This window comes from Streptosporangium becharense (assembly GCF_014204985.1).
In the GTDB taxonomy this organism is placed as follows: domain Bacteria; phylum Actinomycetota; class Actinomycetes; order Streptosporangiales; family Streptosporangiaceae; genus Streptosporangium; species Streptosporangium becharense.
Genome location: NZ_JACHMP010000001.1, coordinates 6,407,367 through 6,432,374 on the forward strand (window position 1 = coordinate 6,407,367; position 25,008 = coordinate 6,432,374).

18 protein-coding genes are annotated in these 25,008 nt (G+C 72.4%); 14 read left to right on the top strand and 4 right to left on the bottom strand.

The genetic code is table 11. From position 1 onward, the window contains the following. Nucleotides 1–20: 20 nt before the first annotated feature. From F4562_RS28010 to F4562_RS28035, 7 genes are all read left to right on the top strand, one after another. Nucleotides 21–1,421, top strand: a complete 1,401-nt coding sequence (locus tag F4562_RS28010) for a glycoside hydrolase family 5 protein (RefSeq protein ID WP_184541465.1) — start codon at nucleotides 21–23, stop codon at nucleotides 1,419–1,421. A gap of 866 nt (nucleotides 1,422–2,287) precedes the next feature. Continuing rightward, on the top strand, nucleotides 2,288–3,553 hold the full coding sequence (locus F4562_RS28015) for an ATP-binding protein (protein WP_184541464.1): 1,266 nt from the start codon (nucleotides 2,288–2,290) through the stop codon (nucleotides 3,551–3,553). Continuing rightward, nucleotides 3,546–3,944 carry a roadblock/LC7 domain-containing protein gene (locus F4562_RS28020; protein WP_184541463.1) on the top strand — a complete coding sequence of 133 codons (399 nt, stop codon included), beginning with the start codon at nucleotides 3,546–3,548 and terminating at the stop codon, nucleotides 3,942–3,944. The genes F4562_RS28015 and F4562_RS28020 overlap by 8 nt, the downstream gene beginning before the upstream one ends. Continuing rightward, the gene (locus tag F4562_RS28025; protein ID WP_184541462.1) at nucleotides 3,941–4,300 is read left to right on the top strand and encodes a DUF742 domain-containing protein; all 360 of its coding nucleotides are present in this window, start codon (nucleotides 3,941–3,943) and stop codon (nucleotides 4,298–4,300) included. The genes F4562_RS28020 and F4562_RS28025 overlap by 4 nt, the downstream gene beginning before the upstream one ends. Continuing rightward, nucleotides 4,278–4,889, top strand: coding sequence for a GTP-binding protein (locus tag F4562_RS28030; protein ID WP_184541461.1), 612 nt, complete (start codon nucleotides 4,278–4,280; stop codon nucleotides 4,887–4,889). Before F4562_RS28025 ends, F4562_RS28030 begins: the two co-directional genes overlap by 23 nt. Then, nucleotides 4,886–6,292: a cytochrome P450 gene (locus tag F4562_RS35375; protein WP_311733991.1), complete on the top strand. Its 1,407-nt coding sequence runs from the start codon at nucleotides 4,886–4,888 to the stop codon at nucleotides 6,290–6,292. Before F4562_RS28030 ends, F4562_RS35375 begins: the two co-directional genes overlap by 4 nt. After that, nucleotides 6,274–7,410, top strand: coding sequence for a cytochrome P450 family protein (locus tag F4562_RS28035; protein ID WP_311733990.1), 1,137 nt, complete (start codon nucleotides 6,274–6,276; stop codon nucleotides 7,408–7,410). Before F4562_RS35375 ends, F4562_RS28035 begins: the two co-directional genes overlap by 19 nt. Nucleotides 7,411–7,514: 104 nt before the next feature. Here the strand turns inward: F4562_RS28035 and F4562_RS28040 are convergent, their stop codons facing one another. Both F4562_RS28040 and F4562_RS28045 read right to left on the bottom strand, forming a co-directional pair. Continuing rightward, nucleotides 7,515–9,053, bottom strand: a complete 1,539-nt coding sequence (locus F4562_RS28040; RefSeq protein WP_184541459.1) for an aldehyde dehydrogenase family protein — start codon at nucleotides 9,051–9,053, stop codon at nucleotides 7,515–7,517. 190 nt (nucleotides 9,054–9,243) lie between these two features. Further along, nucleotides 9,244–9,675 carry a cupin domain-containing protein gene (locus F4562_RS28045; RefSeq protein WP_184541458.1) on the bottom strand — a complete coding sequence of 144 codons (432 nt, stop codon included), beginning with the start codon at nucleotides 9,673–9,675 and terminating at the stop codon, nucleotides 9,244–9,246. A gap of 132 nt (nucleotides 9,676–9,807) precedes the next feature. On the opposite strand from F4562_RS28045, the gene F4562_RS28050 reads away from it, so the two are divergent. From F4562_RS28050 to F4562_RS28080, 7 genes are all read left to right on the top strand, one after another. Further along, nucleotides 9,808–11,166, top strand: a complete 1,359-nt coding sequence (locus F4562_RS28050; protein WP_311733989.1) for an SWIM zinc finger family protein — start codon at nucleotides 9,808–9,810, stop codon at nucleotides 11,164–11,166. Then, complete coding sequence (locus tag F4562_RS28055; protein WP_184541456.1) at nucleotides 11,163–12,587, top strand: DUF5691 domain-containing protein; 1,425 nt, start codon at nucleotides 11,163–11,165, stop codon at nucleotides 12,585–12,587. The genes F4562_RS28050 and F4562_RS28055 overlap by 4 nt, the downstream gene beginning before the upstream one ends. Further along, the gene (locus tag F4562_RS28060) at nucleotides 12,584–13,651 is read left to right on the top strand and encodes an ATP-binding protein (RefSeq protein WP_184541455.1); all 1,068 of its coding nucleotides are present in this window, start codon (nucleotides 12,584–12,586) and stop codon (nucleotides 13,649–13,651) included. The genes F4562_RS28055 and F4562_RS28060 overlap by 4 nt, the downstream gene beginning before the upstream one ends. A 240-nt stretch (nucleotides 13,652–13,891) precedes the next feature. Further along, entirely contained in the window at nucleotides 13,892–16,621 is a 2,730-nt protein-coding gene (locus F4562_RS28065; protein ID WP_184541454.1) for a DUF5682 family protein, read from the top strand. Beyond that, nucleotides 16,614–17,768 (top strand): VWA domain-containing protein, encoded by a 1,155-nt coding sequence (locus F4562_RS28070; protein WP_184541453.1) that lies wholly within the window; start codon nucleotides 16,614–16,616, stop codon nucleotides 17,766–17,768. The genes F4562_RS28065 and F4562_RS28070 overlap by 8 nt, the downstream gene beginning before the upstream one ends. A 421-nt stretch (nucleotides 17,769–18,189) precedes the next feature. Next, a complete protein-coding gene (locus F4562_RS28075) occupies nucleotides 18,190–19,572 on the top strand; it encodes an MFS transporter (protein WP_246473586.1) in 1,383 nt (460 codons plus the stop codon). Nucleotides 19,573–19,671: 99 nt separating this feature from the next. Further along, nucleotides 19,672–20,685 carry an enolase C-terminal domain-like protein gene (locus tag F4562_RS28080; protein ID WP_184541451.1) on the top strand — a complete coding sequence of 338 codons (1,014 nt, stop codon included), beginning with the start codon at nucleotides 19,672–19,674 and terminating at the stop codon, nucleotides 20,683–20,685. A 253-nt stretch (nucleotides 20,686–20,938) separates the two neighbouring features. Here the strand turns inward: F4562_RS28080 and F4562_RS28085 are convergent, their stop codons facing one another. Both F4562_RS28085 and F4562_RS28090 read right to left on the bottom strand, forming a co-directional pair. Continuing rightward, entirely contained in the window at nucleotides 20,939–22,417 is a 1,479-nt protein-coding gene (locus tag F4562_RS28085) for a WS/DGAT/MGAT family O-acyltransferase (RefSeq protein ID WP_184541450.1), read from the bottom strand. Nucleotides 22,418–23,323: 906 nt separating this feature from the next. Further along, entirely contained in the window at nucleotides 23,324–24,832 is a 1,509-nt protein-coding gene (locus F4562_RS28090; RefSeq protein WP_311733988.1) for an LCP family protein, read from the bottom strand. Between the last annotated feature and the right edge of the window lie 176 nt (nucleotides 24,833–25,008).

Consider the following 25,008-nt stretch of genomic DNA (forward strand, 5'->3'; position numbering starts at 1 on the left):
CGTACAGAAAGAGAGACCACATGACCCTGAGCGTCGCCGGATCCCGTCTCGTCGATTCGTCCGGCACCCCGGTGCGGCTGCGCGGAGTGGGCCTGGGGGGCTGGCTGAACATGGAGAACTTCATCACCGGCTACCCCGCCAACGAGTCCGCGATGCGCGCGGCCGTCCGGGAGGTGCTGGGGGACGACCGGGCCGAGCTGTTCTTCGACCGCCTGCTCACCTCGTTCTTCGGCGCGGCCGACGCCTCGCTCCTGGCCGGCCTCGGCGTCAACTGCGTCCGCATCCCGGTCAACTACCACCACCTGGAATCCGACGACCGCCCCTTCGAGATCGTCGAACGCGGCTTCCGCCACCTGGACCGGGCGATCGGCATGCTCGCCGAGCACGGCGTCTACACCGTGATCGACCTGCACGCCCTCCCCGGCGCGCAGAACCAGCACTGGCACTCCGACAATCCCACCCACATCGCCGCGTTCTGGCAGCACCGGCATTTCCAGGACCGCGCGGTCCACCTGTGGGAGGCCGTGGCCGACAGATACCGGGACAACCCGTGGGTGGCCGGCTACAACCCGGTCAACGAGCCGGGCGACCCGGGCGGGCAGGTCGTCGGCCCCTTCTACGACCGCCTGGTCAAGGCCATCCGCGCCGTCGATCCCGGGCACGTGCTGTTTCTGGACGGCAACACCTACTCCACCGACTTCTCGGTCTTCCGGGAGGTCTACCCGAACACGGTCTTCGTCTGCCACGACTACGCCCTGGCCGGGTTCGCGCACGGCGGCCCCTATCCGGGGTTCACCCGCGGGGAGTGGGTGGACCGGGCCCAGCTGGAGCGGACCTTCGAGCGCCGGACCGTCTTCCAGCGGGAGACGGGCACCCCGATCTGGGTCGGCGAGTTCGGCCCCGTCTACACCGGCGACCCGGAGACCGACCGCCAGCGCTACCAGATCCTCCGCGACCAGCTGGAGATCTTCGACGCGCACGGGGCGGGCTGGTCGCTGTGGACGTACAAGGACGTCGGGTTGCAGGGCCTGGTCTGCGCGGGGGAGCCGTACCTGAGCCGGTTCGGCGCTTTCATCGCCAAGAAGAAGCGGCTGGGCGCCGACCGATGGGGCTCCACGATGGAGGAGGCGGCGGACGAGCTGGCCCCGCTGCACCGGCTGATGGAGACCGAGTTCCCCACCTGGGCCCCCTACCCGTGGGGCGCCCGCTACCAGGTCGACGACCTCGTCCGGCACATCCTCATCGCGCAGGCGCTGCTCCCCGAGTACGCCGGGTTGCTGCGCGGCTGCTCCGACGAGGAGCTGACGGCCCTCGCCGACTCCTTCGCGCTCGACCGGTGCACCCGGCGGCAGCCGTTGCTGGACCTGATCGCCGAGAACCTGCGCGCCGACCCAACGGTGACCGGAGGCACCCCGCGGTGACCCAAGATGGCCAACGGTGACCCGAGGCGCCCAACGGTGACCCGCGATCCGGGTGATCCGCCCCGGCTGTCCGGCCCGCTCGGCCCCCGCTCGCTGCGGCGCGCGGGGGCCGGGCGGGCCTTTTCGCGGGAGGACCCGGGCACGCCGACCCGGTCGGCTCCGGCGTCTCCCGGCTTCCGGGCACCGGCCGGCGGCGCGTCACGGGGATCGAAATCATGTTCGCACCCGCCGTATGGCGAGACGGTGCGCTCTCCTGACGTATTTCCATGACACTCTTTTACATTTGTTTCCCTCTGGTCCATAATTGCCACCGTTAAGACGCGATCAAGGAAGTCGCCACCGACAGCGTATTGGAGATATCTGCATGGATTACCTCGTGCTGCCGGGGGGCTCGCTCCGGCGAACCGGGACGACCTGCAGAACGAACGCCGCACCATGGTGGACGGGCCGCTGAGGCGGGCCGGCGGTCGCTTTTCGGTCAGACCCCTACGCGATATGGAGATGTCGCGAAATACGGCCTTCGCGAGTGTGCCGGCGGCTCCGCTCCGCCGTCCGCCCCGGTCGCTCCGGAACGGCGGCCCGACCGGAAATCCGGGGCGATGTTCTGGTGTGACCGTGTTAAGGAATTTCCGAAACTCAATCCCGTTTGCCCTTTTCTTGGCTTATGGGGCACTCGGTGAGTGACGGTCCATCCGGCGGGAACACGGCACGCGATCCGTCCGCGGGCAGCCGCTCCACGGCCCCCTGATCCCGGCGCCGATCCGTTCCGCCGACCGGCGGAGGCGCCGCCCGGCCCCGGGCGGAGGCGCCGCCCGGCCCCGCGTCCCTCCGTTCGCATCCGTTCGCATTCCGACGATGAGGATCCGATGTCACGTCCCATACTGGAGGCACTGGTGTGGTGCCTGGCGGGCTGCCTGGTGCTCGCCGCGGTGATGACGCTGCGCCAGTGGCGCGTCACCGGCGCCTTGCGCGAGCACACCGCCGAGCTGCTGAACGACCTGCGCGTCCGCGATGAGGAGGCCCGGCATCTGGCCGAGGCCCGTCTTCCCGCGCTGGTGGAGTCCCTGCACCGGCAGTCCGTGCCCGTCCCCGGTCTCCTGCACGAGCGGCTGGCCGGAACGCCGTACGGCCACAGCATGCAGGCGGTGACGGACCTGTTCGCCCACAGTGTCAACGCCGCGCTGGCCCGCGCCGACGAGTCGGCACGGGCCACGCTGATGAGCGCGATGCGCGCTATCCAGAGCCTGGCCAGTGACCAGCAGCTGGCCATCTCGGACATGCAGGACCGCTACGACCGCCCGGACATCCTGGCCGACCTGCTGAGGATCGATCACACCAACGCGCAGTTCGGCCGTCGTGCCCAGGCCGTCGCGGTGCTGTGCGGGGCGTGGCCGGGAAGGCAGCGGGCCGCGGCCACCCTGGAGGACGTGGTGCGCGGCGCCACCTCACGCATCAGCGACTACCTGAGGATCAAGACCGTCGCGCAGATCGACACCGCGGTCGTCGACCGCGTGGTCGAACCCGTCGTGCTGGCCGTGGCCGAGCTGCTGGACAACGCCGCCCGGCACTCACACCCCAGCACGGACGTCCAGGTGAACATCCACCAGGCGCACAACGGCGCGGTCATCGTGATCGACGACTGGGGTGTCGGCATGCACGAGCAGGAGAAGCAGCAGGCGGCCCGGCTGCTGTCGGGTGCACAGCCGGTGGACGTCACCCGGCTCGGCGACCCGCCGCAGTTCGGGTTCCCCGTCATCGGCGTCCTCGCCCAGCGCTACGGCTTCAACGTCTCGGTGGACTCCCAGTCTCCCTACGGAGGGGTGCGCGCCGTGGTGTTCCTGCCCAACGCGCTGCTGACCCACCTGACCACCGGCGACGCTCCCGCCCCGGCGGCGTCCGCGGCGACCGGCACCGCCCCGGCACCGTCGTCACCGGGGCCGTTCCCCCAGCGCCGCCGCCGCGAGGCGCGTCCCGACCTGCTGCCCCCGCAGGCGCCGGTGCCGGTGGCGCGGCAACGCCCGGCGGAACAGGCCGCCGCCGTCGCGGGCGCCTTCCAGCGGGGGACACGTGCCGGCCGCTCGACCACCGAAGACCGTTCGACCACCGAAGACCGGGGAAACCGTCATGAATAACACCGACTGGATGCTCGACGAGGTGGTGAACGTCCCCCACGTCCGGAACGCGATCCTGCTGACCGCCGACGGGCTGTTGCAGGCGCACTCGGCGGGGATCAGCCGCGACCAGGCCGACGCCTACGCCGCCGCGCTGTCGGGCCTGCAGTCCCTCAGCCGCGCGACGGCGGAGTTCTGCACCGACGACCCGCACACCTCCTGGCGGCAGACGCTGGTGGAGTTCGCCGGCGGTTACGTGCTGACCATCGCCGCCGGGGAAGGCGCCTACCTGGCCGTGTCCTGCACCGACGCCGCGGACCTGGAGACGGTCACCTACCGCATGCACAAGCTCGTCGACCGGCTGGGCAAGGAGATGACCAGCCCGCCACGGCACGGCGCCGGCCGGACATGACCCCGAGCCGGCGCGACAGCGACCTGGTGCGGCCGTACGTGGTGACCGGCGGCCGCGCGCACCCCCGCATCCCCTTCGACCTGGTGTCGCTGGTGGTCGCCGCCGGCGACCCGCCCCCCGGTGGCCCGGACCTCGGCCCCGAGAAACGCCGCCTCATGGCGCTGTGCCGGGGCGGGGCCCTGTCGGTGGCGGAGGTCGCCGCCCACCTGGCACTGCCCGTCGGCGTCACCAAGGTCCTGCTCGGCGATCTGACCGAATCCGGGCACCTCGCCACCCGCGCGCCGGCGCCCCCCGCCGAACGTCCCGACGTCCAACTGCTGCAGGAGGTGCTCGATGGGCTCCGCGCTCTGGTCTGACGGCCGCACCGACGCCGTCTACCTCGGTGACGCGGTGGAGCGGGCGGTGAAGATCCTCGTCGTCGGGCACTTCGCCGTCGGCAAGACCACCCTGGTCGGCGCCCTGTCGGAGATCCCCCCGCTGCGCACCGAGGAGGTCATGACGCAGGCCGGCGCCGTCGTCGACGACCTGGGCGGGGTGACCGGCAAGGACACCACCACCGTCGCGATGGACTTCGGCCGCCTGACCCTCAACCCGCACCTGGTGCTGTACCTGTTCGGCGCCCCCGGGCAGCGGCGCTTCCAGCGGCTGTGGCACGACATGGCCTACGGGGCCCTGGGTGCGCTGGTGCTGGCCGACGCCCGCCGCCTGGACGCCTCCTTCCCCGTCATGGACATGGTCGAAGAGCACGGCCTGCCCTACGCCGTCGCCGTCAACCGCTTCGACGGCACCCCCGCCTTCGACACCGGCGCCTTGCGCGGTGCCCTGGACCTGCTGGAGGAGACCCCCCTGGTCGTCTGCGACGCCCGGGACCGCGCCTCCGCCGGCGCGGCACTGATCACCCTCGTGCAGTACTTGCTCGCCCGCGCCACCAAGGAGCACCCGTGACCTCCGACCGTCACCCCGCCCCCGGCTCCGGCCCGCCGCCGGGCTGCCCCGCACACGCCGGCCACCAACCGGGCGCCGCCCTGTACGGGCCCGAGTTCGCCGCCGACCCCGGCCGCACCTACGACCGGCTGCGCGCCTACGGACCGGCGGCGCCGGTCGAGCTCGCCCCCGGCGTGCACGCCGTCCTCGTCACCGGCTACCATGCCGCCCTGGAGGTGTTGGGCAACCCGCACATCTACTCCAAGGACCCGCGCGGCTGGCGAGCCCTGCAGACCGGGGAGGTCCCCCCGGACAGCGCCGTCATCCCGATGATGGGATACCGGCCCAACGCGCTGTTCTCCGACCCGCCCGCCCACGGCAGGTTCCGCCACGCGATCACCGACAGCCTGCGCCGCGTCGACCCGCACGCGCTGCGCCGCTCCGTCACCCACGGCGCCGACCGGCTCATCGACGCCTTCGCCGCCCGCGGGCACGCCGACCTGCTGGCCGAGTACGCCGCGATCGTGCCGCTGCTCACCTTCAACCGGCTCTTCGGTCAGGCCGACGCCGCCAGCGACCGGCTGGTCACCGCCCTGGCCAAGATGTTCGAGGGCGGCGACGGCGCGGCGGAGGGCGACGCGCTGTTCACCCGGTACATGGTCGACCTGATCACCCTCAAGCGGGCCCGGCCGGGGGCGGACGTCACCTCGTGGCTGATGGAGCACCCGGCGCGGCTGACCGACGAGGAGATGATCCACCAGTGCACGCTGCTGATCGCGGCCGGCACCGAACCCGTGCAGAACCTGATCGGCAACGCCCTGCGGCTCCTGCTGTCCGACGACCGCTTCGCCGGCAGCCTGTCCGGCGGGACCATGCCCGTCGACGCGGCCCTGGAGGAGGTGCTGTGGAAGGACCCGCCCATGGCCAACTACGCCGTCCACTATCCCCGCTACGACGTCTGGCTGCGCGGTGTGCCACTGCGTGCGGGCGACCCGGTCGTCATCAGCCTGGCCGCGGCCAACACCGACCCGGCTCTGGACACCACCCTGAGCAGGGCCGGTAACCGCGCGCACCTGGCCTTCAGCGCGGGCCCGCACGCCTGCCCCGCGAAGGCCGTCGCCCGCCTGATCGCCACCGTCGCGATCGAGACGCTCCTCGACCGCGTCCCGGACGTGGCGCTGGCCGTTCCCGCCGACCGGCTGCGGTGGCGACCCGGGCCCTTCCAGCGGGCCCTGACCGCACTTCCTGCCCGTTTCACCCCGGTTTCTTCCTCGACCCCTGGAGAGAGCACATGGACGCGACCGCCTGCCCCTTTGCCATCGACCCGACCGGTCGCGACATACACGGAGAAGCAGCCCGCTTACGCGCCGCCGGCGCGGCGACGCCGGTGGAGCTTCCCGGCGGCGTGGCTGCGTGGGCGGTGACCGACCACGACCTGCTCAAGCAGCTGCTCGCCGATCCGCGCGTGTCCAAGGACCCGCGCCGGCACTGGCCGCCCTTCGTCAACGGCGAGATCCCGCAGGACTGGCCCCTGTACACCTGGGTCGCCGTCACCAACATGTTCACCGCCTACGGCGACGACCACCGGCGGCTGCGCAGGCTGATCTCCGTCGCGTTCACCCCGCGCCGCACCGAGGTGCTGCGTCCGCGCGTCCAGCGGATCACCGACGAGCTGCTCGACGCGCTGGCCGCCGTCCCGCCGGGCCAGGTCGCGGACCTGCGCGAGACCTTCGCCTACCAGCTGCCCATGCGGGTGATCGCCGAGCTGTTCGGCCTGCCCGAAAGCTCACGTGACGACATCCGCCGCATCGTCGACGGCGTCTTCCACACCTCTGCCGACGCCGAGGAGATCCTCGCCACCCAGCGCGACGCCTACGCCCTCCTGACCGCTCTGGTCGCCGCCAAGCGCGAGACCCCGGGCGACGACATGACCAGCGACCTGATCGCCGCCCGGGACGAGGACGGCGACTCCCGGCTCAGCGAGGCCGAACTCATCGACACCCTGTTCCTGATGATCTCCGCCGGGCACGAGACCACCGTCAACCTCATCGACAACGCCCTGGTCGCCCTGCTCACCCACCCCGACCAGCTCGAACACGTCCGGGCCGGCGCCGCCTCCTGGGACGACGTCGTCGAGGAGACGTTGCGCTGGCAGGCACCCGTGGCCAGCCTGCCGCTCCGGTACGCCGTCGAGGACATCCCCCTCGCGGGCCACGACATCGTGATCGGCAAGGGCGAGGCGATCCTCGCCGGTTACGCCGCCGCCGGCCGCGACCCCCGGCGGCACGGCGACGACGCCGACCGCTTCGACGTGACCAGGGAGACCCGCCGGGACCATCTGGCCTTCGGCCACGGCGTCCACTACTGCCTCGGCGCGCACCTGGCCCGGCTCGAAGCCGGCGTCGCGCTGTCGTCGCTGTTCGCCCGCTTCCCCGGCCTCGACCTCGCCGTCCCCGCGCACCGGCTGGAGCCGCTGGACTCCTTCATCGCCAACGGCCACCGCACGATCCCGATCGTGCTGCGGCCGGTCCCGGCCGGCTGACCGGGCCGCGCGGCGCACGCACCGAGCACGCCCCGGCGACGAGGGGCGTGCTCACCGCTCTTCGGGCGGGACCGCGCGGGCGGCCGGGTCAGAGCCGGAAACCCTCAGAGCCGGAAACCCAGGTCCGGGACGATCTCGGCGACGTCCATCTGGGCCTTCTGCAGCCTGCCGGAGTAGTCCCAGTTCATGGCCTGCCAGCGGGTGAACTGGTCGAGGACCCACATGCCCGACTGGCGGCTGCCGTTGCCGGAGTTGCCGTTGCCGCCGAAGGGGAGGTGGGCCTCGGCGCCGGAGGTGGAGTTGTTGACGCTGACCATCCCCGCGCCGATGCCGGTGCGGAAGCGGAACGCGGCCTTGGGGTCGGTGGTGTAGATGGAGGAGGACAGCCCGTAGCCGGGGCGGTTGGCCAGGTCGACGGCCTCGTCCAGGGTGGCGAAGGTGGTGACGCCCACGATCGGGCCGAAGGTCTCCTCCAGGAAGATCCGGTCGTCGGGGCGTACGCCGTCGACGACCACCGGGTGGTAGTAGAGGCCGCCCTCGCCGGTGAAGCCGCCGCGCGGGTTGTCCGGGGTGATCCGTCCGACGGGACCGGAGACGACCGTGTGGTGGGGCTGGATCCAGCCGAGGTACTCCTCGTAGCGGGTGGCGAACTTCCGGTCGAGCAGCGGCCCGCACAGCACGTCGCCGGCCGGGTCGCCGATCACGGCCTGCGACAGGGCACGCGTGTAGCGGGCGAGGAACTCGTCGTGGACGCTCTCGTGCGCGATCACCGTGCCGAGCGAGGTGCAGCGCTGCCCGGCGGTGCCGAACCCGGCGAACAACGCGCCTTCCACGGCCAGGTCGAGGTCGGCGTCCGGCATGACGACCATCGGGTTCTTGCCGCCCAGCTCCAGGCAGGGCGACTGCAGGTGCCGCCCGCACAGTTCGCCGACCTTCCGCCCCACCGCGGTCGAGCCGGTGAAGCCCACCTTGTGCACGGTGCCCTCGGCCAGGGCCGTCCCGAGCCCCTCGAACGTCGCGTCGCCGTCGGCGAGGACCAGGTTGAGCACGCCGTCGGGCAGCCCGGCCGCGGTGAACAGCCGGTAGAGGGCGTGCGCGGAGGCCGCCGCGTACTCGGCGGGTTTCCAGACCACGGCGTTGCCGCACAGCAACGCCGGCACGAGGTACCACGACGGCACCGCGACGGGGAAGTTGCCCGCCGTGACCACCGCGGCCACACCGACCGGCACCCGGAAGGTGAACAGGTTCTTGTCCGGCATCTCCGAGGGCACGGTCTGCCCGTAGAGCCGGCGGCCCTCGCCGAGGAAGAAGTCGCACGTGTCGACGATCTCGCGGACCTCGCCCAGTGCCTCGGCGTACGGCTTGCCGATCTCCCTGGTGACCAGGCGGGCCAGCTCCTCGGCGTTGGCCTCCACCAGCCGCCCGATCGACGCGATCACCCGCCCCCGGACGGGCGCCGGGATCCGTGCCCAGTCGCGCTGCGCGGCGGCGGCCGAACGGCACGCCGCGGCGAACGTCCCCGCGTCCGCCAGCCGGACGCGGGCGACCACCTCGTCCACCCGGGCGGGGTTGACCGAGTCGTACGCCGTGCCGTTGGACGTCTCTTCCTTGCCGCCGATGAGAGAGACGATCTCGTGGGTCACCGTTGACCTCCTGATGTGGGCTTCTGACCGCATTCTCCCCGCGTTGGGCGGGACCGTCACGTCCCGGGGCGGTGTCACTCGCACCCGGGTCGCGAAGGCGGCGTCGGATCATGCGGGCGGCGTCGGGACGTCGGATCAGGCGGAGGGCGTCGGGCCACGCGGAAGGGCGTCAGGGCACGCGGAGGCGACGTCAGACCATGCGGAAGTCGGCGAAGTCGAAGCCGGGGGAGACCACGCAGCTCACCAGCACGCCCTCCTCACCCGCGGGACGGGCGGCCTGCCAGGTCCCGGCGGGGACGAGGATCTGGGGGAGCTGGCCCTCCTCCACCAGCGGGCCGAGGGTGAACGCGCGGACCGGCTGGCCCTCGTGGCCGCCGAGGGTCAGCGTCAGCGGGCCGCCCCGGTGCCAGAGCCACACCTCGTCGGAACGGACCACATGCGCACGCGACTCCTCGCCGGGCTCCAGCAGGAAGTAGATGCCGGTGGCGGTGGCCCGCACCCCGTCATACCCGGGCGGGGCAAGGCTGACGGAGGTCTTCCAGGTCTCGCGGAACCAGCCGCCTTCGGGGTGCGGCAGCAGGTCGAGCGCCTCGGCGAGCGGAGGGCGGGGCGGGATCGTCACCGTATGGATTGTAGGGTTCCGGTCCGCGGTCCGGGAGGTCGACGGGGCCGTGACAGGAGTGATCGGAGAGGCGGGAGCGACAGCCGTGCGGCCGGTCCGGATTTGTCGGCGGGGTTGGCTAGCGTTCCGTCCGTGATCGAACGGTGGAACCGTGACCAGGTGCTGGCCCTCGCGCCCGACGCCTCGTCCCAGAAAGCGGCCCAGGGGGTCTCCGCCCCCGGCAAGTGGTCGGGAACCGGCGTGACCGACGACGCGCTGTGGGGCGAGTGCAAGGGGAGCGGCTCCAAGCCCTACCGGGCGTGCGTCGACCTCTCCGAGCCGGCCTACCGGTGCACCTGCCCCAGCCGGAAGTTCCCGTGCAAGCACGCCCTCGGCCTGCTGCTGCTGTGGTCGGCGGGCGGCGTCCCCGAAGCCGGGGAGCCCGCCGACTGGGTGGGCGAGTGGCTCGACGGGCGGCGCGACCGGGCCGCCAAGGCGGTGACCCGCGCGCCGAAGGGCGAGGCGGGTCCCGCCGACGCCCGCCGGGCGGCCCAGCGCGAACAGCGGGTGACCGCGGGCCTGGCCGACCTGGAGCGCTGGCTCGGCGACCAGATCAGGCAGGGCATCGCCGGCTCCCGCCGGCACGACCAGTGGGACGACCTGGCCAAGCGCCTGATCGACGCGCAGGCCCCCGGGGTGGCGGGTGCGGTGTCCCGCCTGGGCTCGGCTCTGGACGGCGACGACTGGCCGGGCCGCCTCCTCAGTGAGTACTCCCTGCTTTACCTGCTCTGTGTGGCCCACCGCACCCTGCCGGAACGGGCGTCCGAGGCGGAAGCCGCCGCCGGGGCCGGTGCGGCGGCCGGTGCGGTCGCCGGTGGCGGCGGCGCGCCGGCCGGGCTGCTGGAGCGGGTGCGCGACCGGATCGGCTTCTCCGTGACGAAGGAGGAGGTCCTCGCCGGGCAGACCGTCCGCGACCTGTGGGACGTCCTGGGGCGGCGCGACGAGACGCATGATCGCCTGATCGCCCGCCGGGTCTGGCTGCGCGGCCGCTCCAGCGGCCGGGCGGCGCTCGTGCTCTCGTTCGCCCCGACCGGTCAGGCCCTCGACGCCTCGCTCGTCACCGGCACGACCGTCGACGCCGACCTCGCGTTCTACCCTGGTTCGACCCCGCTGCGCGCCGTGGTCGCCGCCCGTCACGACGCCGTCCCCGCGGGCCCGCCGCCCGGGGTGAGCGTGGACCGCGCGCTGGAGGAGGTGGCCGGGGCGCTGGCGGGCGACCCGTGGCTCGACTCCTGGCCCGTCGTCCTCGAGGGGGTCGTCCCGGCGGGCGGCGACCTGCGGCTGCTGGCCGGTGCCTCCGGCGCGCTGCCGTTCCACCCGTCCGTGCAGACCTCGTGGCGGCTGGTCGCGACCTCCGGCGGCCACCCGCTGACCGTCGCCGCCGAATGGACGCCCCGGGGCCTGCGACCCCTGACGACCTGGGACGAGGAAGGCAGAGTGATCATTCTGTGAACGCCGCCGAATGGGAGGAGCTGGTCTCCGTCGCGCTCGTCGGCACCGACCGGCGCCCGCTGGCCGGCCGGGCCGGAAGCGAGACGGAGGTGCTCGCCCGCGCCGCCGTGCGGACGCTGCGGGTCCGCGCGGGGCGGCGGCCCGTCCCGGCGGGCGAACCGCCGGCCGCCGCGGCGGCCGAGAAGCAGCCCGTCGTCCCGCGGGCCGCGGCCGACCGGCTCGCCCGGATCCTCGGCGGCGAGAATCCGAGGCTGCTCGACGAGTGGCTGCGGGCCGCCGCGGAGCGCGGCTACCGCCTCACGCCGCACCTGCTGCCCGAGCTCCTCGACCGGGCGGCCAAGGACCGGTCGATCCGCCCGCAGGCCGGCGTCCTCGCCGGAGAGCGGGGCCGCTGGCTGGCCCGGCTCAATCCGGCCTGGGAGTTCCTCCTGGCGGAGGCCACCGTCGCGACCGTGACCGGGCTCGGCGACGGCGGGGAGACATGGCAGCTCGGCACCCCCGGCGACCGCCGCGCCTACCTGGCGGCGCTGCGGGCGGCGGATCCGGCCGGGGCCCGGGAACTGCTCGCGGCGACCTGGGAGAAGGAGACCCCCGACGACCGGGAGGCGTTCCTGAAGGTCCTCGCCGACGGGCTCTGCGGTGACGACGAGCCGTTCCTGGAGGCCGCGCTCGACGACCGCCGCCGTGAGGTCCGCAACGAGGCCGCCTATCTGCTCAGCAGGCTGCCGGAGTCACGGCTGGGCCTGCGGATGGCCGAGCGCGCCGCCCGCTGCCTGACCGTCGCGGACGGCGAGATCCACGTCGACCCGCCCGCCTCATGCGACGCCGCGATGGAGCGTGACGGCATCCGCGTCAAGCCCCAGTACGGCGCCGGGGAGAGAAGCTGGTGGCTCCAGCAGGTCGTGGCCCGCACTCCGCTCGCCGTCTGGCCCCGCCTGTTCGGCCGCCCACCCGGTGAGATCGTCCGCATGCCGATGGCCGACTGGGGCAAGGAGATCGTCGCGGGGTGGGTCAGGGCCGCCATGGTCCAGGAAGACCCGGAGTGGGCGCGCGAGCTGTTCCTCGTCGACGCGCAGGCGAACCTGCTGGCCGTGCTGCCCCGCGAGGAGCAGGAGAGCGTCGCCGTCGAATTCGTCCGGCGCAACAGCGGCCGGAACGCCCGCCACCCCCACCTGGCCGACCATCTCAGCGGCGTCGCGGCGCCCTGGGGTGCGGACCTGTCGCGAGTCGTGCTGGAGACGATCCTCGACCAGTGCACCGGGCAGCCGACCTGGCACACCACCAACCTGATCAACGTCGCCGGCGAGCGCATCGACCCCGCCCTATGCGACATGGCGGAGCGTTTCTCCCCCGAACCGCACATTCAGGAGATCGCCGCCCTCCTGCGTTTCCGTAACAACATGGTGAAGGAGCTTCAGTGACAACGGTTCTGCGGGCCCATGCCGAAGACCAGTACGCCGAGGAGTTGGCGATCCTGGCCAAGGACGACGACCGGGCCCGTCCACCGGGATGGAAGCTGTCCCCCTGGGCGGTGACCACCTACGTCCTCGGCGACGGCGACCGGATCACCCCCAAATACATCGGGCCGCGCCGCATCGTCGAGGTGGCCGTGGCCACCCTCGCCACCGACCGCGCACTGCTGCTGCTCGGCGTGCCCGGCACCGCCAAGACATGGTTGTCGGAGCACCTGGCCGCCGCGATCAGCGGCGACTCCACCCTGCTGGTGCAGGGCACGGCCGGCACCGCCGAGGAGGCCGTCCGTTACGGCTGGAACTACGCGCGGCTGCTGGCCGAGGGCCCGTCCATGGAGGCGCTCACCCCCAGCCCGGTGATGCGGGCGATGGCCGAGGGCCGCCTGGCCCGGGTGGAGGAGCTGACCCGCATGCCGTCCGACGTGCAGGACGCGCTGATCACCGTGCTGTCGGAGAAGACACTGCCGATCCCGGAGCTCAACCGGGAGGTGCAGGCGGCGCGCGGTTTCAACCTCATCGCCACCGCCAACGACCGCGACCGGGGCGTCAACGACCTGTCGAGCGCGCTGCGCCGCAGGTTCAACACCGTCGTGCTGCCGGTGCCCGCCACCGCGGAGGAGGAGGTGGACATCGTCTCCCGCCGGGTGAGCCAGCTCGGCCGGTCCCTGGAGCTGCCCGAGACCCTGACCGGCCTGGAGGAGATCCGCCGCGTCGTGACGGTCTTCCGGGAGTTGCGCACCGGTGTCACCGAAGACGGCCGTACCAAGGTCAAGTCGCCCAGCGGCACGCTCAGCACCGCCGAGGCGATCTCCGTCGTCACCAACGGCATCGCCCTGGCCGCCCACTTCGGCGACGGGGTGCTCCGCCCCTCCGACGTGGCGGCGGGCATCCTCGGCGCCGTCGTGCAGGATCCGGTCTCCGACCGCGCCGTCTGGCGCGAGTATCTGGAGAGCGTGATCCGCGAGCGTCAGGACTGGCGTGACTTCTACCGGGCCTGCCGTGACGCGGGCTGAGACGGCGGCCCGGGGGCGGGGCCTTCCCGCGACCGGCACGGTGCCGGGCTCCGGGGCATCGGGCTCCGGGACGCCGGACCGTGGAGCGCCGCGCTTGGGGGCCTCGGATCCCGGAGCGTCGCGCTTGGGGGCCTCGGACCCCGGGGCATCGGGTTTCACGGTGCGGGGCTTCGCGGCGCCGGATTTCGGGGTGCCGGATTTCGGGGTGCCGGGCCTCGCCCCGGCGGCGGGGAGGCTCGGATGAGCGTCACCGTGCTGGGCGTCCGGCACCACGGCCCGGGATCGGCGCGGTCCCTGCGGGACGAGCTCGCGCGCCTCAAGCCGGACATCGTGCTCATCGAGGGCCCGCCCGAGGCGGACGAGCTGATCGAGCTGGCCGGAGACCCGGACCTCCGGCCACCGGTGGCGCTGCTCGCCCACGTGCCGGGCGATCCGTCCACGGCGGCGTTCTGGCCGTTCGCGGTGTTCTCCCCCGAGTGGCAGGCGATCCGGCACGCGGTGGAGACGGACGTCCCGGTCCGCTTCTGCGACCTGCCCGTCGTGCACAGCCTGGCCCTGCGGTCCGCGCGGCCCGTGGCGTCCGGCGAGACGGAACCCCCGCAGGCCAGCGCCGACCTGCCCGATCCGGCGACGGACGGGCCGGGGGAGGCCGGGGGGTCGGGCGACGCCGCGCCGGAGGCCGTACGGGTCGACCCGATCGGCGCGCTCGCCCTCGCCGCCGGGTACGACGACCCGGAACGCTGGTGGGAGGACGCCGTCGAGCACCGCGGCGACACCCCGTTCCAGGTGATCGCCGAGGCGATGGCCGCGGTCCGCGAGGGGCACGTCCCCGACGAGTACGAGGCGCGGCGCGAGGCGTTCATGCGGCGTTCGATCCGCAGGGCGGTCAAGGACGGCTACGAGCGGATCGCCGTCGTCTGCGGAGCCTGGCACGTCCCCGCACTGGCCGGCGCCTCCCGCGACGGGGCGTCCTGGGGGGCCGGGCTGCCCGCCGTCAAGGCCGACGACGCCCTGCTCAGAGGGCTGCCCAAGGTGAAGACCGAGATCACCTGGGTGCCGTGGACGTACGGGCGGCTGGCCGCCTGGAGCGGTTACGGGGCGGGTGTCGCCTCCCCGGGCTGGTACCACCACCTGTTCGCCTCCCCCGACCGGCCGGTGGAGCGGTGGCTCACCGCCGCCGCCGGAGCGCTCCGCGACGAGGGCCTGCCGGTCTCCTCCGCACACGTCATCGAGGCGGTGCGGCTCGCCGGGAGTCTGGCCGTGCTCCGAGGCCGGCCGCTCGCCGGGCTGGCGGAGGTCACCGAGGCGGTAAGGGCGGTGCTGTGCGAGGGCGACGACCTGCCGGTGGAGCTGATCCAGCGCCGCATGGTCGTGGGGGAGCGGCTCGGGGAGGTGCCCGACACCACCCCGATGGTTCCGCTCCAGCGCCACCTGCGCGAGGAGCAGCGCCGGGTGCGGCTCAAGCCCGAGGCCCTCGACCGGGAGTACGACCTCGACCTGCGCAAGCCTCTCGACCTGGAGCGCAGCAGGCTGCTGCACCGCCTCCGGCTGCTCGACGTCGAGTGGGGGACCCCGCTGCCGAGCAGGAGCAAGGGCACCTTCCGCGAGTCGTGGTCGCTGGCCTGGCGGCCCGAGTTCGACATCGACCTGATCGAGGCGAGCGCCTGGGGCACGACCGTCCCCGCGGCGGCGACCGCCCGGGTCCGCGACCTGGCCGCAGGCGGCATGGCGTCCGGCACGGCCGTGCGACCCGGGGCACCCGGTCCGGCCGCCCCGGGTGCGGGTGTCCCCGGTGCGTCCGCCCCGGGTGCAGGCGTCCCGGGCCCGTCCGCTCCGGGGCAGGGCGGGCCCGGAGGTTCCGCGGGGCCGGGGGTCTCCCCGGGGCACGGCGGCGGCACCTCCGGAGAGGTGACGCTGGCCGACCTCACCGGGCTGGTCGAGCGGTGCCTGCTGGCCGACCTGCCCGGCGCGCTGCCGCACGTGCTCGACGCGCTGTCGGAACGGGCCGCGCTCGACAGCGACGTGACGCACCTGATGGCCGCGTTCCCCGCGATGGTCCGCGCACACCGCTACGGTGACGTGCGCGGCACCCCCGCGGCCGGCCTGGCCGCCATCGTCGACGCCCTGTTGACCCGGATCTGCGTCGGCCTGGGCGGTGCCGTCACCGGCCTCGACGACGACGCCGCCCGCCACCTGCTCCGCCACGTCGACGGCGTCCACGCCGCGGTCGGCCTCCTCGACGACGCCCCCGCGGGCTCCGGAACTCCGGGAGGCCCCGGTGGTCCGGCGGGTTCTGATGGTCCGGGGGGCTCCGGAACTCCGGGAGGCTCCGGTGGTCCGGCGGGTTCCGGTGGCCCGGGGGGCTCCGGAACTCCGGGAAGCTCCGGTGGTCCGGCCGGTCCCGGTGATCCGGGGGGCTCCGGTGACCCCGCCGCTTCCGGTGGTCCGGCGGGTTCCGCCGCGGCGACGGGGGAGACGCCGCAGGGCCGATGGCTGACGACGTTGCGGGGCGTCTCGCTCCGCGCCGACCTGCACGGGCTCATCGAGGGACGGCTGACCAGGATCCTGCTGGACGCCGCCGACCTCGACCCGGCGGAGGTGAGCCGCAGGATGTCGCTCGCGATGTCGGCGGGGCACCCACCGGCCAGGGCGGCCACCTGGATCGAGGGTTTCCTGTCCGGTGGCGGGCTGCTGCTCGTGCATGATCCACGCCTGCTGGGGCTGGTGGACGAATGGCTCACCGGGCTGGCTCCGGAGACGTTCGTCGACGTGCTGCCCCTGCTCCGCCGGACCTTCGGCGGCTTCGCCGCCCCCGAGCGGCGTGCGATCGGCTCGCGGGTCCGCTCCCTCGGCACCGGAACGGCCGAACCGGCGCGGGAGGCGGAGGAGGACATCGACGACGGACGCGCTGCGGCGGCCGTGCGGACCGTACTGACGATTCTGGGAGGGGCGGAGAGCGCCGATGGATGAGAGGCTGCGCCGCTGGCGGCTGGTGCTGGGCGGCGACGCCGACGGCACCGGCTGCTCGCTGGCCGAGACCGACGCGCGGATGGACGGTGCCCTGGCCGCCCTCTACAACGACGGCGGGCAGGGGTCGGGTGAGCGGAGCGGCGGTCTCGGAGCCTCCGCACCCAGGGTGGCGCGCTGGCTGGGCGACATCCGCTCCTACTTCCCCTCGACCGTGGTGCAGGTCATGCAGAAGGACGCGGTCGAGCGGCTCAACCTGACCCGGCTGCTGATGGAGCCGGAGATGCTCGAGGCGGTCGAGCCGGACGTTCACATGGTCGGCACGATCCTGTCGCTCAACCGGGTGATGCCGGACAAGGCGCGTGAGTCGGCGCGGACGCTGGTCCGCAAGGTCGTCTCCGAGCTGGAGCGCAAGCTCGTGCAGAAGACGAAGGCCGCCGTCACCGGGGCGCTCGACCGCTCGGCCCGGACCCACCGCCCCAAGCGGGTCGCCGACATCGACTGGGACCGGACGATCCGCGTCAACCTGAAGAACTACCTGCCCGAACGCAACACGGTGATCCCGTCCAGGCTGGTCGGATACGGCAGGCGGCAGCGGGCGGTACAACGCGAGGTGGTGCTCTGCATCGACCAGAGCGGTTCGATGGCCGCCTCCGTGGTCTACTCCAGCGTCTTCGGCGCGGTCCTCGCTTCGATGAGCTCGCTACGGACGTCACTGGTCGTCTTCGACACCGCGGTCGTCGACCTCACCGACCAGCTCCACGACCCGGTGGAGCTGTTGTTCGGCACCCAGCTGGGCGGTGGCACCGACATCAACCGGGCCATCGCCTACAGCCAGGGCCTCATCACCCGCCCCACCGACTCGATCTTCATCCTGATCAGCGACCTGTACGAGGGCGGCGTCCGGCAGGAGATGCTTCGCAGGGTCGCCCAGATGACCGCGGCCGGCGTGCAGGTGATCGTGCTGCTCGCCCTGTCGGACGAGGGTGCGCCTTTCTACGACCACGACAACGCCGCGGCGCTGGCCGCGATGGGGGTGCCCGCCTTCGCCTGCACCCCCGACGCCTTCCCCGACCTGATGGCCGCCGCGATCGAGCGCCGTGACATCGGCCCCTGGGTCGAGCGCCACCTGGAACGCAGCGCCACCTGATCCCGTTCCGGCGGGGGCGGCACGGGCCACGGGGGCCCGTCCCCGCCGGGACGCCCGTGGGGCGGTGCTCCACCCGCGCACCACGATCACGGCGGGCCCGTCCCCGCCGGGACACCCGTGGCCTCTCCAGCGCGCGGTTCGGCCGCGCGGAGTGTGGCCGGGACGGTGAGCGCGGCTCGGCCGTTTCCGGCCCTGCTCGTGCTTCCGGGCCTGCTCGTGTTTTCGGCCCTGCTCCTGCTTCCGGCCCTGCTCGTGCTTCCGGGCCCGCTCCCGCTCCCGCTTCCGCCCCGCTCGTGCTTCCGGGCCCTCTTCCCCTGCCTCGGCCGTCCCGTGTCCGGCCGCCCGGGGCTCGGGTCCTACGACCAAGGGCCGAACCGGCGGGCCGATGACCGGAGACCGCTCTTGCCCGTATTGTCCGATCATGGTCATGACGACGCACCTCGACCGTCCCGCCGGCATATTCGCTCCGCGCTACCGTGCGCTGACGGTCGGCATGGTGGCGCTCATCTCCCTGGTCGCCTTCGAGTACCTGGCGGTGGCCACCGCCATGCCGGTGGTGGCGGACGACCTGCACGGGCACGCCCTGTACGGGCTCGCGTTCAGCGGGGCGATGGCCGCCGGAGTGGTCGCGACGGTCCTGGGCGGACGGTGGGGAGACGTCCGGGGGCCGGTCGCCCCGCTCTGGGCGGGGGTGACGGTCTTCGCCGCCGGTCTGGTCCTGGCCGGGACCGCGCCGACCATGGACGTCTTCCTCGTGGGCCGCTTCGTCCAGGGATTCGGCGGCGGTGTCTTCCAGGTGTCGATGTACGTCCTGGTCTCGCGCGTCTACCCGGCGGAGATCCACCCCCGGGTCTTCTCGGTCTTCGCGACCGCCTGGGTGCTGCCCTCCATGATCGGTCCCGCGGTCACCGGCGCCGTCGTGCAGTACGCGGGCTGGCGCTGGATCTTCATCGGCGTGTTGCTGTTCCTCGCCCCCGCGGCCCTGCTGCTGTGGCGCGGACTCTCGTCCGCGCCGATGCCGGAGCGGGCGATTCCGGCGGAGCGTCCCCCGATCGCGCGGCGGCTCGGCTGGGCGGTGCTGGTCGCGGTCGGCGCCGCGCTCATGCAGTACGGCGGCGCTCTCATGAAGACCGACGGTGTGTCCCGCGGGGCCGGGGTGGTCCTGCTGGCAGCCGGATTCGCCACGCTGGCCGCGGCGTTGCCCCGGTTGCTCCCCACGGGCACGCTGCGCGCCGCCCGCGGCCTGCCCGCGGTGGTCGCGATGCGCGGGATCGCGGCGGGCGCGGCCATGGGCGGCGAGGCATTCCTGCCGCTGATGCTCAACGAGGAACGCGGCCTGTCGCTCACCATGGCCGGGCTCACGCTGACCGGCGGCGCGCTGAGCTGGTCGTTCGGCTCGTGGGTGGTGGGCCGCAGGAGTTTCGACCGGGTCGCGGTCCTGCGCGCCGGTTCGGTGCTGATCGCCGCCGGCCTGGTGCTGATGGCCCTGACCGTGTTCGCCGTCATCCCGGTCGCCACCGCCTTCCTCGGTGAGATCGTGCTCGGACTCGGTATGGGCATCGTCTACCCGACCCTGTCGGTGCTCGTCCTGGAGCTGTCACGCCCGGGGGAGGAGGGGGACAACAGCGCGTCGCTGGGGGTCGGCGAGTCGGTCTACACGGTCGTCACGGTGGCCGTCACCGGTGCGGTCCTGGCCGCCCTGGGCACCTCCGCCTCCGCGTACGTGCTCTGTTTCGCGTTGACCGCGCTGGTGGCGGTGGCGGGTGTGCCGGTCGCGAGGAGGGTCAGGGGCTCCGGCGCGTGACACGATGGGAAGAACGCCGGTCTCCGCGGTGTTGAGCCGGGAGTCCCGCCCTCGGGCGGGATTCGCGTTTTCCGAGCTCGGAGAGGTCAGGGAGAGTACATGCCGCGCGTCCGTGAGCTAGAGGTGTTCCGGCTGGTCCTGCCGTACGGCAGGCGCCCGGAGAGTATCCTCGTGCGGCTCACCGAATACGGGGGCATGACAGGGTGGGGGGAGGTCGTCGACGGCGACCCCAAGACCTGGGTGGCGCTGGAGGAGGGCCTGGCCCGGGCGTTGGTCGGTGTCGACTGGGAGCACCCCGACGAACTGGGCACCGTGCCGGGCGGCCCCGCTGCGGACATGGCCTGCTGGGACCTGTGGGCCAGGATGCGCGGCGTGCCCCTCGCCCACGCGTTGGGCGGCAGCCGCACCTCGCTCATGGCCACCGTCAGGATCGGCGCCGAGCGCAACCTCGACAGTCTGGTCTCGCGGGTCAACCGGCACGTCTGCGCCGGGTACGCCCACGTCACCCTCGACATCCACCCCGGCTGGGACGTCGAGCCGCTGCGTGCCGTCCGCCACGCCTACCCGGTGCTGGGCATCGGGGTGGACGCCCGCGGTGCCTACACCGACGTCGGCGCCCTCGAGGTGCTGGACGCCTACTCGATCTCCTCCATCGAGCGACCCTTCGCCGGCCCGGCGGGCCTGGCCGACCACGCGGACCTTCAGGAGCGGGTCGCCGCCCCGGTCCTGCTGGAGGTCTCCTCGCTCGCCGACCTCGACGAGGCGATCGCGGCGAACGCGGGACGGGCCCTGCTGCTGCGTCCCGCCGCCCTGGGCTCGCTGCGCGAGGCGAGGCGGATGCACGACCGGGCGGTGCAGGCGGGGTGGGAGATCGCCTGCGCCGGCGGCCAGGGCACCGGGCTCGCCCGGGCGGCCACCGTCGCCGCCGCCAGCCTGCCCGGTTGCGGCCTTCCGTGCGACGTCGCCGAACCGCCGCGCAGCGCGCAGATCGTCACCCCGCCCGTCGGCGTCTCCGGCGGTGTGGTGGCCGTCCCGCTCACCCAGCCGGGGCTCGGTCACCGCATCGACGAGGACCGGGTCCGCCGCCTGGCCAAGGAGTCGTACTCCGCTTAGCCTGATCTTCATCCTGTGGCCGTGCCCGGCTCGACGAGCCGGGCACGGCCACAGGAGCCGCCGGGGCGCCGACAAGGCCGGCGATGGTCTCTCCGGCCGAGTACACGGTGGCGGCTCATTCTCCGGAACCCTGCGGAAATGGCTTTCCGGAAGCCTGCGGAAACGGCTCGGTTTCCATGGTGTCGCGAGCCGGGATTTCGCACCGGGGCTGAAATCCTCGGCCTCGCCGATATCACACGTCGGATCGTGGTCTTTATTCGGCCGTGTTCAGGTTGGCGAGCTCACGAAGTTCTTCCATGGCCAAGTGCAGATGATCCAGCAGGCCCCATACATCGTCGACCCGGTCCGGGCAGGCGATGAGGCCGAAGTCGAGCGAGCCGTCATAGGAGAAACAGGTGATGTTTATCCCACCGGTCGCGTCGGTGATCATCGAAACCGGGTGGTAGTTCAGTACCCGTGCGCCGCAGAGGTACAGCGGGAACCGGGGCCCCGGCACGTTGGAGATGATTACGTTCACCACCGGATTGACCTGGGGAGCCAGCCGGAGCGCGCGGGGCAGGGCGAGAGCGGCCACGGGGGCCGGCATCAGGGCGGAGACGTCGCTCAGCCAGGTGGCGGGCGACAGTTCGAAGCGTCGCTTGACCAGGCGCATCGTCTGGCCCATGGTGTGCAGGCGCTGGGTGGGGCAGGCCATGTTCGTCGGTATGGGAGCGATCATTGCGGAGATCTGGTTCCCGATCGTGTCGGTGACGCCTGGCCTGCGGACGGCGACCGGGATCGCGGCGATCAGCGGTCGATCGGGGAGCGCGTCACGCTCACACAACCACGACCGGAGCGCGGACGCGCACAGCGTCATGACCACGTCGTTCACGCTGACCCCGAAGCTCTTGGCCATCGATCTGATCTCGTCGAAGGGCAGCGATCCGTAGGAGAAGGATCGTTCGCCGCTGACCGGCCCGTCCAGCAGGGTGCGTGGCGCGGCCAGCGAGGGAAGTTCGGGCAACGGCGTGGTGTCGCCGGAGATCAGCCCGGCAAGGGTGCGCGTGGTCCTGGACACCAGGCGCGCTCCCGGCACCGTGGCGGCCAGGGGGATGGCGTCGAGGTCGGCCGCCGCCTTGGTGAGCGAGCCCAGCGCTCGGACAGGGTGGGAGACGGATCGGGTGACCGCTCGCGCGAGTGTCGTGATGGGGTCGAAGGCTGGAGCCTGTCGGTCCTGGCCGGACGGCTCGGTCGGCTGAACGACGTCCGGTTCGGGGACGATGTCGAGCAGGGCGGCAAGGGCCTGGGCGCCGGACACACCGTCGATGGCGCAGTGGTGGATCTTGGTGTAGAAGGCTGTACGCCCTCCGGCCAGGCCGTGGATCAGATACATCTCCCACAGTGGCCGGCTGCGGTCGAGATGCTGTTCGTGCAGGTAGGCCACGAGTTCGGCAAGCTGGGCGGAGTCACCCGGTGCGGACAAGGTGAGCTCATGGACGTGGTCGGCGACGTCAAAATCAGAATCCTCTTCCCAGTACGGGTTGTCCAGGCTGAACGGTACGTCGGCCAGTCGCAGGCGCAGCGCGGGAGCCAGATGTAACCGGCGTCGCAGCAGGTCGATCAGTGCCTTGCGGGTAACCGTGCCTGTGGGTGCGCACGTCGGGTCGAGGAGCGCCAGGCCGCCCACGTGGGTGGCGGCAGTCGGCGTCTCCACGTGCAGGAACTGCGTGTCGAGTGCGGTCAGTTGGCGCATCGGCGTGGTCCTCCTACATGTGCAGTGGGAAGGGACGCCGCCATTGGCACCAATTCGCATTACCGCCGGTTCCGGCGAGCGTCCCTGGGGGCATTGAAGGGAAACCATGAGAGTTGACCATGATTGAGATCACTGGTCAAGTTCGGTATTTGATGGGCAACATAACGGCTTTGATATGCAGGTTTGTCGCTCGTGAACGGATGGCTTATTGTTTTCGTGTCCGGCTGGATGCCGACGGGTCGCCGGTCGGTATTTCGCTCAGAGGAAGCGGTTGTCATGCCGTCGCAACTCGTGCCGGGTGACTGCTGCGCTAAGCGGTGAGCCGGAAATGGGTAAGAACGTTTCTTGTTCGGTGGTCGCTTGTTGAACGGTCGTGGAGGCTTTCGCGGAGCGGCCGGTGCCCGACGGCTCCGGGGGTTGCTCCGGCGGGCGAAGGGTGCGGGCCCGTGTCGGGGGAGGGCTCAGCGGGGGACGGGCTACCCCGCCGTCGCTGAGCCTTCCCCCGGATCGCCCCGCCTCCTGGTCGAGGGCCTCGTCCGCCTCGCGCGACCTGGTCGGCTGTGGCCCGTGAACGCGTCCGCGGCCTCACCTGCTTGATGCGGGAACGCCGAGGCGAGCAGATGAAGCCGCGGACAGTTGCCGACAAGAGTGGATAAAGGCAAGCAAAAGCGGTCGAGAGCGGGCAAGGTGGATGAGGGCCGATGAACGTCGATGAGGGCTGTTGTCGCCACCGATGCCGGCTAACGAAGGACGTCCTCCCTCGTACACCACGCTGTGGACATGCCCGCGGCCCACTGCGCGATGGCGAGGCCCATACCGACGCTCACCTGCGCGCGTCCCTGTGAGCGCACCGGACACCCCCCGGATCGCCGCGACCGTTCCTCCACACGAAGGCTCGCGGACGGGTCAGCCGCAGCCCTCGGTGATGCCCTTGGGCGTGGCAGGGTCGGCGGGCTTGGCCGAGGCCGTGGCGGCGGGGTCCGGGCGGGGTGTGCGCGTCGCGGTGGCCGCCGGAGAGGCGGTGGGGGCCGCGGCGGCCACCGCAGTCGGGGTCGCGGTGGGGCCGGTGGTCGCGGTGAGCGGCTGCCGGGTGACCGTCGAGGCGCGGATGGCCTTCGCGGTGACCGTGCGGATCTTCTTCCAGTCGGGGTAGCCGGTGTTGATCAGCGGTGGGACGAACTGGACGCTGGTCACCTTCGCGTTCTTCACCTTCAACGCCAGCGGGACCAGGTGCTCCAGCATCGGCCGTGGGATGTCGGTCCGCAGGAGCTCCTTGGCCGCCAGCGCGATCCGGTTGAACCGGGCCAGCACGGTCGCCGGGTCCGCCTGGGAGAGCAGCGCGCCGAGCACGCAGCGCTGGCGGCCCATCCGGGTGAAGTCATCGCTGTTGGTGCGCGAGCGGGCGAACCACATCGCGTCGGCGCCGCGGAGCTTGCGGGTGCCGGCCTTGACCACGCCCTCGTTGTACTTGCCGAAGATGACGTCCTCCGGCACGGTGAGCGTCACACCGCCGATCGCGTCGATCAGCCGGGCGAAGCCCCACATGTTGACCAGGGCATACCAGTCGATCTTCAACCCCAGGGTGTAACCGATCGTGTCGATGAGCGTCTTGGTGCCCTGGTTCTTCCTGCCCCCGAAGATCTCCGGGTGCGCGTCGGCGTACTCCCAGACCGCGAACAGCAGGTCCTCGCGTGAGCCGTCCGGGTTGGGCGGCAGCCGGAACCCGTCCGGGAAGCGCTCGGCCATCGGGGAACCCGGGACGAAGCGGACATTCTCCAGGTTACGCGGCAGGCTGAGCAGCACGGTGTTGCCCGTCTTGACGTCGATGCTGGCCACGTTGATGCTGTCGGTCCGCACGCCCACCCGGTGAGTGTCGGCGTCGCCGCCGAGCAGCAGGATGTTCACCCGTTCGCGACCGGCCCACGGGTCCTGTTCCGCCTGCCCGGCCCCGGTGGCCCCGGGCTGCGGGGTGACCGGGGCGTTGAAGACGCCGTCCAGCGTCGACTGCGAGACCGCCGCGTACTGCCCGACCATGCCGAACGGCACCAGCGTGCTCACCGCGAGCGCCCCCGCGAGGGTTCCGCTCAACGCCTGCCAGCGGGCGGGGAGCGCGCCGGGGTTCATCACCATGAACGAGTGCACGACCACGGCGAACCAGGCGGCACCCAGCGCGAGAGAGGCCACGGTGATCACCGTCAGCCAGGACGAGACCACCAGCTGCCCGGCGAGCTCGGCGAAGTCGGAGGTGAGGACCACCCAGAGCAGGCCCAGCAGCAGCACCGCGTACCCGGACAGCAGCGCCAGGCCGCTCCTGCGCCATCCGGCACGCAGGTGAGCGGCGCCCGGGGCGATGGCGGACAGCGCCGTCCACCCGATGACCGCGCCGACACCGGGCGGCTTTGATCTGTCCCGCACTGCTCCCCGTTCCCTCGCGCCTGTGCGCCGAACAGAGATGGTAGATCCACCAAACCCAGCCGCAGGCGACGATTTCGTGAACAACCCGAGAAGCTATTCCGGCTTTACATGGCATTCCAGAGAATAGATCCATAAATCATGCCTGTCGGCTTGGCGGACGGGAAGGACGCCAGGCC